The organism is Marseilla massiliensis (assembly GCF_016899955.1).
Classification (GTDB): Bacteria; Bacteroidota; Bacteroidia; order Bacteroidales; family Bacteroidaceae; genus Prevotella; species Prevotella intestinigallinarum.
This window is the reverse complement of record NZ_JACJJL010000020.1, coordinates 24,265-36,804: the sequence shown is the minus strand read 5'-3', so window position 1 is coordinate 36,804 and position 12,540 is coordinate 24,265. Positions and strand designations below refer to the sequence as shown.

The following is a 12,540-nucleotide window of genomic DNA, read 5'->3' as shown; positions in this document are numbered from 1 at the left end:
CCGTTAGCGCCATCCGAGCGTACGCTCGTAGAGTTCCCTTATCCACGCTCCGACCTTAATCCATGTTATCTGGTCAACCTCCTTCTTGCCCTCATCCTGCAGATAATGGAACAGGCTGTCGTTGGAGCATATAGAGTAAATGGCGTCGGCCAGGGCATGAATATCCCAATAGTCCACCTTGATGCAGTTGTGAAGGATTTCAGCGCAGCCGCTCTGCCATGATATTATAGACGGAGTGCCGCACTGCATGGCCTCAAGCGGCGATATGCCGAAGGGCTCGCTGACAGACGGCATGACATAGACGTCAGACCCCTTAAGGCATTCATACACTTCCTTGCCGCGCATGAAGCCCGGGAAATGGAACCTGTCTGATATGCCCCTTTCGGCCGCAAGGTAAATCATAGAGTCCATCATGTCGCCCGACCCGGCCATGCAGAAGCGCACGTTGTGGGTTCGGTGGAGCACCATGTTGGCAGCCTCGACGAAATATTCGGGCCCCTTCTGCATTGTGATTCGCCCGAGGAACGTCACCACGCGCTCGCCACCGCTATGGTCCGGGCGCGGTATGTCGGCATATTCTGGCTTCAACGGATAAACGGCATTGTGCACCGTGAAACACTTGCGCGGGTCTTGGTGATACTGGTTGATGACTGTCTGGCGTGTCAGTTCGCTCACGCACATAATGCAGTCGGCCCAGTCCATGCCGTTCTTCTCGATGGAATAAACAGTGGGATTCACCTTTCCGCGGCTGCGGTCGAAGTCAGTGGCGTGCACATGTATGCACAGAGGCTTGCCGCTAACCTGCTTGGCGTGGATGCCGGCAGGGTAAGTCAGCCAGTCGTGCGCATGTATAATGTCGAACTCCTCGGCCCTGGCCACCACTCCGGCGATGATGGAATAGTTGTTGATTTCCTCATGGAGGTTGCCGGGATAGCCCCCTGCAAACTCCATGCAGCCCAGGTCGTTGACGTTCATATAGTTGAAGTCAGCGTATATATGGTCGCGCAGCTTATAGTAAAGGTCGGGCGACATAATGTTGCCCACGCGGTTTTTAACATAGTCATAGTCTACGTCACGCCAAGCAATGGGCACCGCATTCATAGCAATGATGCGCGCCGCGTGCTGCGACTCATCACCAAAAGGATGTGGCAGGCACAGGGTTATGTCCACATCGCCCTGAGCATGCAAGCCTTCAGATATCCCAAAGTTAGCAGTGGCAAGCCCACCGAACACATGAGGGGGATATTCCCATCCAAACATTAACACTTTCATAGTCTTAGCTCTCCCCTGTTATTTCTGATAGGTATAATTCTCCAATAACTTCAATGTGCGCAGTATCTCGGCCACGTTCATGGCGAACGACATTCCGCCACGGCCATGGAAAGGCGGGTTTCCATCGAACAACTCGGATATGGTGCCCAGTGTATGGTAGTTCATCTCATCCTCATAGCCAACCATCTGGCGCTCGATGAAACTGAGACGCGTGCGCTTGTACAGCTTCAGGCTGGCCTCCATGTAAAATCCTCCGAGCCATGGCCATGCCGTACCCTGATGGTAAGCATAGTCGCGCTGTGCCTGTGGGCCGACATACATCGGGTTGTATCCGCCGCTCTTGGGCGACAGAGAGCGCAGCCCCTTCGGCGTCAGCAGTTCGCGTGTGCACATGTCAAGCACGCTCTTCTTCTGGTCAAGGGACAACGGCGAGAAGTCGAGCGCCACAGCAAATATCATGTTTGGCCTGACACTCCAATCCATGTTGCCTCCATCGACATAATCCAACAGATAGCCATATTCGTTGAGGAAGGTGTCGACGAACGACTTGCGGCACAGTTCCGCCCGTGCTTCCAACCTCTGTGCAGCATCTTGCTCACCACACTCTGAAGCCATGACGGCACAGAACTTAAGCGCATTGAACCACAGGGCATTGAACTCAACGATGTAACCCGTGCGTGGCACCACCGGACGACCGTTGGCAGTGGAGTTCATCCATGTCACCGGCTTCTCTCTGCCGTCACTGTAAACGAGCCCGTTGTCGTCGAGCCTGAGGTTCGGGTGCTTGTTGCCTATGATGTAATCGACAATCTTCTTGAGCAGCTTGCCGTACATCTGCCAGCACTTGGCGTTGCCCACCTGCTTGGCGTACTGCTGTATCGACCACACAGCCCAGAGCAGCACGTCGGGCTGGTCTATCTCATATATGCTCACGGAGAGCGGTTTGCCGTCCATAAACTCGCACAGGCCACGCTCTGCGGTCTTCATCACCATCTCGAAATAATCCTGCTCGTCGATGGCAAGGGTGAGCCCGGGCAACGATATGAACGTATCGCGTGCGCGACACTTGAACCACGGGTAGCCGGCCAGGATGTATCGGTCTTTGCCGTCTTTCTCCCTCTTGTGGAACTGATGTGCGGCATTGACCAGGCAATGGAAGAAGTTGTCGCGCGGCGTGCGCTCCTCCACCTCTTTTTCGAACAACGACTTCAGCCCGCTGGTATGTATGGGTGAAGTCGATCCGGAGAACACAATGCTCTCGCCTTTCTTGATGTTCATCTCGAAGTAACCTGGCACGTAGAGGTCTTCATTCGAGGCGTAGCCGCGCTCTTGCTCCTTGGTATACTCCACACCACGATACCAGTCGGGGCAGAACACAAACTCGTTTTTCTTGCTGAACTGCATGTACAGGTCCGGATAACCGGCATACATGCAGGTACGTATGCCATTGTCCACCTCGTGGTATTCGCGGCTGGCCACAGAGTTCTCGTGCGTAAACTGCCGCACGCTGCGGAAAGCCAGGAACGGGCGGAAGCGCAATGTCGTCTCCGAATGCGCATCAAGCAACGTATAACGGATAAGGATGCGGTCCTCGTAATGCTGGAACACAACCTCCTTCTTCAGCAACACCCCTCCGACTCGGTAGACCGTGGTTGGCACTTTATCGCAGTAGAACTCACGGATGTACTTATGCCCTGTCGGACTGTAGTTGTTGCCTTGATACTTATGGAGGCCGAGGTTGAACTCTGCGCCGTGTTGCATCACCGTGGCATCCAAAGATGAAAGAAGCACATGGTTGTCATCATCCAGCTCTGGCACCGGAACGACAAGCAACCCGTGATACTTCCGCGTATTGCAGTCCACGATGGTAGAGCACGAATATGCTCCCGAGCGATTCGTCCGTAGCAGCTCTTTGCGGAGAGACTCCTCCAGGTTAGTCATTACAGTTTTTTCAAATCGTAAATAACTCATAGTCCATGTATTAAGGTTTTTAATTATCATTAGTATCCATAGCAGCGCCACCGGTGGCCGGACAGCGCCACTAATCACTTTCAAAGTTAGCCATTTTTACCGTCACGGCAAAGAAAAAATCGATTTTTTTGATAAAAATAGAGTATTTTTGTCCTACAGTATACAATTCACAGTTGGCCGAAACACATATTAAATCAAAATGTTGTAATTTTGCAGCAGCAAAAAATGGTATGCCAGGATAATGATTGTAAAAGAGGATTTCGACAAGGAGAAGATTGCGGAGTCAATGACTGTGCTATGGGAGCCACTTACGCCAGATCAACGAAAATACCTCGTTGACAATATCAAGGTGCACTTATTCGAGAAGAATGAGACCATCTACAAACAGAACGAGCAGCCCACTTACCTCATGTGCCTGCTCAAAGGCAAGATAAAAGTATACATGAACGGTGTAGGCGGGCGCACACAAATCATCCGCGTCATTGAGCAGATGGGCATTTTCAGCTACCGTGCCGCGTTTGTAAACGAGAACTACAAGACATCGGCGTCGGCCTTCGAGGCGTCGACGGTATGCATGATACCCATCAACGTCATCAGGAGCATAATTGAAGAAAACAACGAACTGGCTGTTTTCTTCATCCGCCAGCTGTGCAAGATGCTTGGCGAAGCCGATGCGCTGACGGTCAACCTGACCCAGAAGCACATGCGCGGGAGGCTGGCCGAATCGCTCATCATACTAAAGAACAAGTATGGCTATGAAGACGACGGCTCGACACTGAGCATTTACCTCAGCCGCGAAGAGTTGGCCAACATGTCGAACATGACCACGAGCAACGCCATACGCATACTCTCCTCGCTCGCCTCAGAGAACATCATCATTACCGACGGCAGGAAAATAAAGATAATCGACGAACACAGGCTCTGCCTCATCTCTGAGAACGGTGGCTGACGCCGCCCATCCACAATGGCTGCCTGCCACCGCCTGTTCATTCGGGTATGAGGAAGTTTACCACCTCCTGCTCCACGCTGACCTTGTAGGAGCCCACCGGGGTGCTCATCATCCGCCCGTCGATGCCAACCATCGCGCGCCGCGTCTCTACAATCTCGACCTCCCGCGTGCGGTAAGGGTGCACGCTCCTGTGATTGAGGAAGCGCCCCGTGAGCAGCAGCCAGATGCCGGCTATGAGCTGTGTCACCTCCGGATGGTAAACCACCGACACGTCGAGCAGTCCGTTGTAAGGCACGGCATTGGGCGTCTGCCCGTATCCATAGGCATTGCCTATGCACACCGTCATCACCTTCCGCTTCACCTCGTCGGCATTTATCTTTATGTCCATGAAGTATTCCAGCCGGTGGAACAGCATCAGCACGAAAGACACTACAAACGAAAGTGTCTGCGAACCGAACAGCCGGTGGGTCTGCCTTCTAAGGTTCATCATGTCGGCAATAAGCCCGATGTTGACGCAGTTGAGGAAATACCTGTGGCAGTTTTCGCCTTTCTTGTTGGTATACCTGATGCATCCGAGGTCTATCTTTCTCACGCGCCGCTTCATCAACCAGTCCACGGTCTGTGCCACATCGCTCTCCTTGAAGTTCCAGAAACGTGCGAAGTCATTTATCAGCCCGTTGGGTATCACCCCCAGCACAACGCTCTCCCTCACCTCGCGCCCGGCCTCCATGAGGCAGTTGACGGCATCGTTGAGGGCCGAGTCGCCGCCGACTATGATTATAGTCTTGTATCCGTTGTTGATCAGCATTCGTGTGAGCCGCTCCACGCTATCGGTGTTTTCGCTCTGCACGAAATCGTATTCAACGCCGCGCTCATCGAGCACTCGCTGTATCTTCTTCCACTGGGCAGCCCCCTTGCCCAGCCCTCCCTTGGGGCAGTAGAGCACTCCCCAGCGGCTGTCGTTGATATTGTTGTCCATTGTCTACCTTCTACTTTTGTCGCCGCGCGGGCCACCCAGCGGTCATGGCCGCCACTGTCCGCGCATGCCGTTACATCATCCTAATAATCTCGTCAACCTTTTCGGCCACAGGCCTCATGGCGTCTATCCAGTGTATGTGCAGCCCGCGGCGCTCCATTCCGCGAAACCACGTCATCTGCCTCTTGGCAAACTGGTGTATGGCTATCTCGAGCTGCGCAAACATCTCGTCGTAGCCTATGCGGCCGATGGCATATTCCGTGACATACTTATACTCAAGGCCATAATATATAAGGTCGTCGGCAGCCACCCCGCTTTCGAGCAGTGACCTAACCTCGTCTACCATACCGTTGTCCAGCCTCTGCCTGAGCCGCTCTGTTATCCTGCGCCTGCGCTCCTCCCTGCCGATGTCCAGCCCGACTATGAGCGAGTCTATTGGCGGCAGTTCGGCCCCGGCCGTAGGGTTTTCGCCGTTGAATGTCTCTATCTCTATGGCCCTTATGGCCCTCTTTGCCGTGTCCACGTCGGTGGTGTTGTGCATCACCGAGCCGTTGCGCCGCTTCAGCCCGGCCAGCATTTCAGTCAGTTCAGCCAGCGACTTGCCTTCGAGGCGCTCCCTTAGCTCCTTGTTCTCGGGCACTGCCGCGAGCCGGTAGCCCCGCAGCACGGCCTCTACGTAAAGCCCGGTGCCGCCGCACAGTATGGGCTGTGCGCCCCGGGCCAGGATGCTTTCGTATGCCTTGAGGAAGTCGTGCTGGTATTGGAAGAGGTTGTACTTCGTTCCCGGCTCGGCGATGTCAATCAGATGGTAAGGCACGTGCCGCCCGCCAACCTCATAGTCGGCCAGGTCTTTGCCCGTGCCGATGTCCATCCGGCGGTACACTTGCCGCGAGTCGGCGCTTATCACCTCGCCGCCCACCCTCACGGCCAGCTGCGTGGCCACAGCCGTCTTGCCGCAAGCCGTAGGGCCTATTATGGTTATCATCTTTGCCATAGTTGCCGCAAAAGTACTAAAAAAAAGCCGTCCGGCAATGCCGGGCGGCTTTATTTTATCGTCAAATCATTGAAAATGATTAGCCGTTAACCTTCTTCATGTGGGCGATGAGCTCGAGCACCTTGTTAGAGTAGCCAATCTCGTTGTCATACCAAGACACAACCTTTACGAAGGTGTCTGTGAGATAAACACCTGCATTGGCGTCGAAGATAGATGTGAGCGTGCAGCCGAGGAAGTCGGAAGAAACGACAGCGTCCTCAGTGTAGCCCAGAACACCCTTCAGCTCGCCCTCGGCAGCCTCCTTCATGGCAGCGCAGATAGCCTCTTTGCTTGCGGGCTTAGCCAGGTTCACGGTCAGGTCAACTACAGAAACGTCCAGAGTAGGAACGCGCATAGAGATACCTGTCAGCTTGCCGTTGAGCTCGGGGATAACCTTGCCCACAGCCTTGGCGGCACCGGTAGAAGACGGGATGATGTTGCCAGAAGCGGCACGGCCACCACGCCAGTCCTTCATTGACGGACCGTCAACGGTCTTCTGTGTGGCAGTTGTAGAGTGAACGGTTGTCATCAAGCCGTTAACGATGCCGAACTTGTCGTTCAGAACCTTAGCGATAGGAGCCAAGCAGTTGGTTGTGCAAGATGCGTTTGAAACGAACTGTGTGCCCTTCTCGTACTTGTCGAAGTTAACGCCGCATACGAACATGGGGGTGTCGTCCTTTGAAGGAGCAGACATTACAACATATTTGGCACCAGCCTCGATGTGAGCCTGAGCCTTCTCCTTTGTCAGGAACAGGCCGGTAGACTCAACAACATACTCAGCCTCAACTTCGTTCCACTTCAGGTCAGCGGGGTTGCGCTCTGCAGTCACGCGAATCTTCTTGCCGTTCACGATGAGCTGGCTGTTCTCAACGTCAGCCTCGATTGTGCCCTGGAATGCGCCGTGCATGGTGTCATACTTCAGCATATAGGCCAGGTAGTCAACCGGGCAAAGGTCATTGATTCCTACAACCTCAATGTCGTCGCGAGTCTGAGCTGCGCGGAAAACGAAGCGGCCGATGCGGCCAAATCCGTTAATACCAATTTTAGTCATCTTACTTTTATATTTTAAAGTGGTTCAAAAATATCCTGTTTACTTTCTTTTCAAGCCGTGCCGGTAACGCCCACAACTGAGCAATGAACACCAAAAGCGACATACCGACCAGCCTTTTCTTCTTTTTTCGCCCGCAAAGTTACTAAATATTTTCTATATTTGCAGCACCATTCCGTATTAAATAATATAAAAAGTAAATAAGCATGAGTAAATTTATGAGAGAGTTCCGCGAGTTTGCAGTAAAGGGCAACGCCGTGGACATGGCAGTGGGTGTCATCATCGGAGGCGCCTTCGGCAAAATAGTCACGTCTATTGTCAACGACATAATAATGCCGCCGATAGGCTGGCTCATCGGGGGAGTTAACTTCACAGAACTGAAACTGACGCTGCCTGCAATGGCAATCGGGCCGGAGACCACAGCTCCGGCCACCATCAACTATGGCAACTTCATACAGACGATGATCGACTTCACCATCATCGCGCTATGTGTGTTCATGCTTGTCAAGGGCATCAACAAGCTGTCGCGCAAGAAACAGGCCGCCCCGGCTGCGCCGCCTGCCCCACCGGCAGAAGAGAAGCTGCTGGCCGAGATACGCGACCTGCTCAAACAGAAAGACCGCTGAGCCGGCGGCCGGGGGCCGCGCCATGGGGCCGTGAGCGATTGATTGCCGAGGCCGATGCGCCCGTTGGCAGACGGGCATTGCCCGCCATTGCACTAAGCGGCGGGCTGCCTTGGCCGTGGATGCGGCCGGGCAGGCAGAGCCACAAGGCCACCCTGCCATGGCAACAACAGCCTATTGATATATAAAATATGTGTGTCTTCGGATGCCAAAGCCAACGGATGCTGAATGCCAGTGGCATCCCGGCAACCAAAGGGCAAGAAAATAATTTATTACAATTGCGCTCCGGCAAGGCCAACGGCCCACAACGGGCGGGCAATATGTGCCGTTTCGCACTGCAAGATGCACCGTCTTGCAACGCGAAACGGCACTTTTTGACTGGTCGGACGGCCTCTATGGCAATATCCTGTGGGTCAGTGGAATACGGAAGCCTGGCGCCGTTGCGAAATATCATTACCAAAACCGGGCTGCGGCACCCATGCCAATGTGCCACGACCGCGGGCAACCTGCCAGCGGGGCAACGCGCCACCGTGCACCAAAGTCAAAATAGGAGCCGGCCGTTTGGCTGTCTTGCATTTTTGTTATACCTTTGCATAAGGCAAGCTGCGCCCGGTGATGTGCAAGCTAACTTGCATCATGCTCGCTTGCATTGCCTTGGGATAGCGCGGGAATCAGCCTATCAAGCCTGACGATGGCCCACCACCCTCTTGGCTCGGCACAGCATGTCAGAGGCATGGATGCCACCAACCGAGGCCTGAAGCCGAGGCGCCGCGGTGGGCATGGCGCAAGCGAAACCTGAAAAAAAGACACAAACACAAACGACGAATGGAAAAGAACGAAGAACTTGACATGGCATGGCAACTGGTTGAGAACACCGGAGCCAACGTGTTTCTAACCGGCAAGGCCGGAACGGGAAAGACCACATTCCTGCGCGAACTGCGCCGGCAGTCGCCCAAGCGCATGGTGGTGCTGGCGCCAACGGGCATTGCCGCCATCAACGCCGGGGGCTCAACCATCCACTCGTTCTTCCAGCTACCGCTGTCGCCCTACGTGCCCGGAGCGTCATTCGGGGCAAAAGAGAAGCGCCGCTACCAGTTTGGCAAGGTGAAACGCAACATACTGCGCACGCTCGACCTGCTCGTGATCGACGAGATAAGCATGGTGCGCGCCGACCTGCTCGACGCCGTCGACTCTGTCATGCGCCGCTACCGACGCCACGACCGACCCTTCGGCGGCGTGCAGCTGCTGCTCATTGGCGACCTGCAGCAGCTGGCCCCGGTGGTGAAAGACGACGAATGGGAGATGATGAAGCAATACTACGACACGCCTTACTTCTTTTCGAGCAAGGCCCTGGCCATGGCCCCCTGCCAGACTATTGAGCTGCAGAAGGTGTACAGGCAGCAGGACTCGCGGTTTCTGGCGCTGCTCAACAAAATCAGGGAGAACCGCGCCGACGAGTCGACGCTGGCCGAGCTCAACCGCCGGTGCGTGCCCGGCTTCGTGCCGCCGCCCGACAGCGACTACATCAGGCTGACCACCCACAACTACCAGGCGCAGGCCGTCAACGACCGCGAGCTGGCCCTACTGCCGGGCCAGGCCGTGACCTACCGGGCCACCGTCGAGGGCACGTTTCCCGAAAACAGCTATCCGGCCGACGAACGGCTCACCATAAAAGAAGGCGCACAGGTGATGTTTATAAAGAACGCGCCCGACCACTCGTACTACAACGGCATGATAGGCACCGTGGTGTGCGCCGAAGACGACTGCCTGAGGGTGAGAAGCCGCGACTCGGGCGAGGTCATCGAACTGGAGCCGGCCGAATGGGAGAACACGCGCTACACCCTCGACGAAAGCACAAAAGAGATAACCGAGGCTGTGGAGGGCGTGTTCCGCCAATACCCGCTGCGCCTGGCATGGGCCATCACCATACACAAGAGCCAGGGACTGACGTTTGAGCATGCCATCATCGACGCCTCGCGCTCGTTTGCCCACGGCCAGACCTATGTGGCGCTGAGCCGGTGCAAGTCGCTCGAGGGCCTGGTGCTCGACGCCCCGCTAAGCCGCGAGGCAGTGATAAGCGACGCCACCGTCGACACGTTCATCAGCTGCGCCGAAGCCAACCGCCCCACCCCGCAGACGCTGAACGCGCTGCAGCGCGAATATGTGGCGCAGACGCTCGACGAGCTGTTTGGCTTCGGAGCGCTGGCGCAGGCCGTAGAGCAGATGACGCGAACGCTCTCTGAGCATTTCTACAACAGATGCCACGCGCTGCTAACCGAATACACCCGGGCGCAACAGTCGGTGGCGGTGATGGCCGGGGTGGCCGAAAAGTTCGGGGCGCAATACCGGGCCATACTCGCCAAAGAGCCCTCGGCAGGCAGCAGCCTGCTGCAAGAGCGTGTGCACAAGGCGGCTGCCTACTTTGCCGGGCAGCTCAAGCCGCTCGCCGCCTTGCTGGCCAAGACGCGCGTGGAGACCGGCAACAAGACGGTGAGGAAACAGTTTGACGACCGCCGGGCCACGCTTGCCGACGAGCTGTCGCTGAAGTCGAGGCTGCTCGACTATGAAGGCCGGGCCGACACGGAGTTCACTACCAACGACTACCTGCGCCGCAAGGCGGCCATAGTGCTGGGCGACGAACCTGCAGAGACGGCGACAAAAACGGCACGCCCCAAGGGCGCGGCCGCAACCAAAGGCAAAGCCGGGCCAAAGGCGCCCAAACTGTCGACACGCGAGGTGACCCACGCCATGTTTACCGCAGGCATGACTGTGGAGCAGATTGCGGCCGAGCGTCACCTGACCACCGACACTGTGTTTGGCCACCTGGCTCAATATGTGACCGAAGACCGGTTGCCCATCGACCAGCTGGTGACACAAGAGCACATAGACACCATTCGCAACTACGCCAGGATGCACCCCGACAACACTCGCACGGCAGACATCAGGGAGGCCCTGGGCGACGAAATATCATACAAGGAAATAATGCTCGTAAAGCGCATCTATGGCATTGACAACCCCCAGTAGTGATGCGCCGGGCAACAACCAAATGCACAACGACATGAAACGACTGTTGACAACCATCATCATAGCCCTCGCCACACTGGCGGCCCACGCCCAACACGGACAGCTGGCAGCCATGCGCAATGTGGTGGAAGAAGGCTACAACTTCTGGCTCTACGCACCAAGCGAATACGTGACCGACCACCGCCGTGTGCCGGTGATAATCTTCTTGCACGGGGCAAGCCTATGCGGCAACAACATGCAGAGGGTGCGCCGCTACGGCCTGCTGCACGCCATAGCCAAAGGCCGCTACTATCCCTGCATGGTGATTGCCCCGCAAAACCCCGGCGGGGCATGGCGCCCCGACAAGATTGCGCGCGTGCTCGACTGGGTGGAGGCGCGCCACGACATAGACACCACCCGTGTTTATGTTATTGGCATGAGCCTCGGCGGATACGGCACGCTCGACTTCGCCGGCACTTACCCCGACCGTGTGGCAGCAGCCATGGCCCTGTGCGGAGGCAGCACGCTCAAAGACTTCGGCGGGCTCGGACGCATACCGCTGTGGATTCTGCACGGCACGGCCGACAGGGCTGTGCCCGTAAGCCAGTCGAAGGCTGTGGTAGAGGCCATCAAGGAGTCGGGCAACGACGGGCTGCTGCGCTACGACTGGGTGCCGGGGGCATCGCACGGCGACCTGGCCCGGCTGCTCTACCTTAAGCAGACTTACGACTGGCTGTTCTTCCACACTACGCTCGACAATCCGCGCGAGGTTGACCGCGATGTCACCATAACAAAAGATGACCTGAGAAACGCTTACTCTGACCTCGACCCAAAGGCCACCGAGTTTGACATTGTGGACGAAATAAAACCTACGAAACAGCCCTGAGGCGAAACAAGCGAGGCTTGACGTGAATATCAGTAATAATGGTATGTTTCACGGCAATGGGTATACAGACTTTTTAGCGCCTTGTCATTAACTTTGCAGCCGGCATAGGCCTACTGCCACAACGCCCCGCGCCGCAACGGCCGCATGGGGCCATGGCTTAGCCACGTGATGGGCCCTGGCCAATAAAAACAAAACTAAACAAAATCTATAAAACAATGAAGAAAGTAAAGATTACGGTTTTGAAGAGAGAGTTCAAGGCCGACCTCGCTGCCGAATACGGATGCGACGGGCTCGGCCCTTGCGGCAGGCTGAAAGACGGCCAGGTGTTCTATGCAGGCATCGACTGCCCGCCCGGACTGTGCAATACGGCTTGGAAGTGTATGCACCAATACATTTTCGCTCTGCAAAACGGGGTCGAGAGTTTCTTCTTCGACAACTGGTGCCGCCAGCCACGCACTGCCATTGCTTGCTGCAACGACGGGTTCCGCCCAGTATATTTCAAGCTTGAAACAACCGACGAGGACATCCCCAACCCGGAAAAGAAGTGAAGGCGATGTTTGGGGGAGTTGGAATGAGGCAGACGGAGTTATCGCTGTGCTGCACTTCGAACAAGGAGTTAAATTACAACGGAAGGCAATCTAAAGTTTGATTTGCCGATGGTTGGGCCGTCACTTCAGTGAACCACATCCTCATGACTTCTACGCAAGGAGAGCGGCGACACCGCTGTCAGGGAAGCACGCTGCAAATGTATTGACATAAGTAGCTGTTCAAAATTAACC

At 55.8% G+C, this 12,540-nt stretch carries 10 protein-coding genes; 5 read left to right on the top strand and 5 right to left on the bottom strand.

The window, feature by feature from the left end:
• Positions 1-3 precede the first annotated feature (3 nt).
• Together H6B30_RS11550 and H6B30_RS11545 are read right to left on the bottom strand one after the other, a co-directional pair.
• Entirely contained in the window at positions 4-1,272 is a 1,269-nt protein-coding gene (locus tag H6B30_RS11550) for a glycosyltransferase family 4 protein (RefSeq protein ID WP_205110756.1), read from the bottom strand.
• An 18-nt stretch (positions 1,273-1,290) separates the two neighbouring features.
• The gene (locus tag H6B30_RS11545) at positions 1,291-3,243 is read right to left on the bottom strand and encodes a glycogen debranching enzyme N-terminal domain-containing protein (protein WP_205110755.1); all 1,953 of its coding nucleotides are present in this window, start codon (positions 3,241-3,243) and stop codon (positions 1,291-1,293) included.
• Between the two features lie 244 nt (positions 3,244-3,487).
• On the opposite strand from H6B30_RS11545, the gene H6B30_RS11540 reads away from it, so the two are divergent.
• Positions 3,488-4,192: a Crp/Fnr family transcriptional regulator gene (locus H6B30_RS11540; RefSeq protein WP_439116967.1), complete on the top strand. Its 705-nt coding sequence runs from the start codon at positions 3,488-3,490 to the stop codon at positions 4,190-4,192.
• Positions 4,193-4,229: 37 nt separating this feature from the next.
• On the opposite strand, the gene H6B30_RS11535 is transcribed toward H6B30_RS11540, so the two are convergent.
• The 3 genes from H6B30_RS11535 to gap form a co-directional block, all read right to left on the bottom strand.
• Entirely contained in the window at positions 4,230-5,171 is a 942-nt protein-coding gene (locus H6B30_RS11535; protein ID WP_205110753.1) for a diacylglycerol/lipid kinase family protein, read from the bottom strand.
• A gap of 70 nt (positions 5,172-5,241) precedes the next feature.
• Positions 5,242-6,162 (bottom strand): tRNA (adenosine(37)-N6)-dimethylallyltransferase MiaA, encoded by a 921-nt coding sequence (gene miaA, locus H6B30_RS11530; RefSeq protein ID WP_205110752.1) that lies wholly within the window; start codon positions 6,160-6,162, stop codon positions 5,242-5,244.
• A gap of 79 nt (positions 6,163-6,241) precedes the next feature.
• The gene (gap, locus tag H6B30_RS11525; protein WP_205110751.1) at positions 6,242-7,252 is read right to left on the bottom strand and encodes a type I glyceraldehyde-3-phosphate dehydrogenase; all 1,011 of its coding nucleotides are present in this window, start codon (positions 7,250-7,252) and stop codon (positions 6,242-6,244) included.
• A gap of 203 nt (positions 7,253-7,455) precedes the next feature.
• Here gap and mscL point away from each other — a divergent pair, with 203 nt between their 5' ends.
• The 4 genes from mscL (at position 7,456) to H6B30_RS11505 (ending at position 12,309) form a co-directional block, all read left to right on the top strand.
• Complete coding sequence (gene mscL, locus H6B30_RS11520) at positions 7,456-7,875, top strand: large-conductance mechanosensitive channel protein MscL (protein WP_205110749.1); 420 nt, start codon at positions 7,456-7,458, stop codon at positions 7,873-7,875.
• A gap of 822 nt (positions 7,876-8,697) precedes the next feature.
• Positions 8,698-10,896, top strand: coding sequence for a helix-turn-helix domain-containing protein (locus tag H6B30_RS11515; protein ID WP_205110748.1), 2,199 nt, complete (start codon positions 8,698-8,700; stop codon positions 10,894-10,896).
• Between the two features lie 34 nt (positions 10,897-10,930).
• Positions 10,931-11,761 (top strand): carboxylesterase family protein, encoded by an 831-nt coding sequence (locus H6B30_RS11510; RefSeq protein ID WP_205110747.1) that lies wholly within the window; start codon positions 10,931-10,933, stop codon positions 11,759-11,761.
• A gap of 215 nt (positions 11,762-11,976) precedes the next feature.
• Complete coding sequence (locus tag H6B30_RS11505; RefSeq protein ID WP_205110745.1) at positions 11,977-12,309, top strand: TIGR04076 family protein; 333 nt, start codon at positions 11,977-11,979, stop codon at positions 12,307-12,309.
• The last annotated feature ends 231 nt before the right edge of the window (positions 12,310-12,540 follow it).

Coding starts and splice junctions, on each gene's coding strand:
- gap (WP_205110751.1), bottom strand. CDS start 7,252: ATGACTAAAATTGGTATTAACGGATTTGGCCGCATCGGCCGCTTCGTT.
- miaA (WP_205110752.1), bottom strand. CDS start 6,162: ATGGCAAAGATGATAACCATAATAGGCCCTACGGCTTGCGGCAAGACG.
- H6B30_RS11535 (WP_205110753.1), bottom strand. CDS start 5,171: ATGGACAACAATATCAACGACAGCCGCTGGGGAGTGCTCTACTGCCCC.
- H6B30_RS11550 (WP_205110756.1), bottom strand. CDS start 1,272: ATGAAAGTGTTAATGTTTGGATGGGAATATCCCCCTCATGTGTTCGGT.
- H6B30_RS11515 (WP_205110748.1), top strand. CDS start 8,698: ATGGAAAAGAACGAAGAACTTGACATGGCATGGCAACTGGTTGAGAAC.
- H6B30_RS11505 (WP_205110745.1), top strand. CDS start 11,977: ATGAAGAAAGTAAAGATTACGGTTTTGAAGAGAGAGTTCAAGGCCGAC.
- mscL (WP_205110749.1), top strand. CDS start 7,456: ATGAGTAAATTTATGAGAGAGTTCCGCGAGTTTGCAGTAAAGGGCAAC.
- H6B30_RS11510 (WP_205110747.1), top strand. CDS start 10,931: ATGAAACGACTGTTGACAACCATCATCATAGCCCTCGCCACACTGGCG.
- H6B30_RS11545 (WP_205110755.1), bottom strand. CDS start 3,243: ATGAGTTATTTACGATTTGAAAAAACTGTAATGACTAACCTGGAGGAG.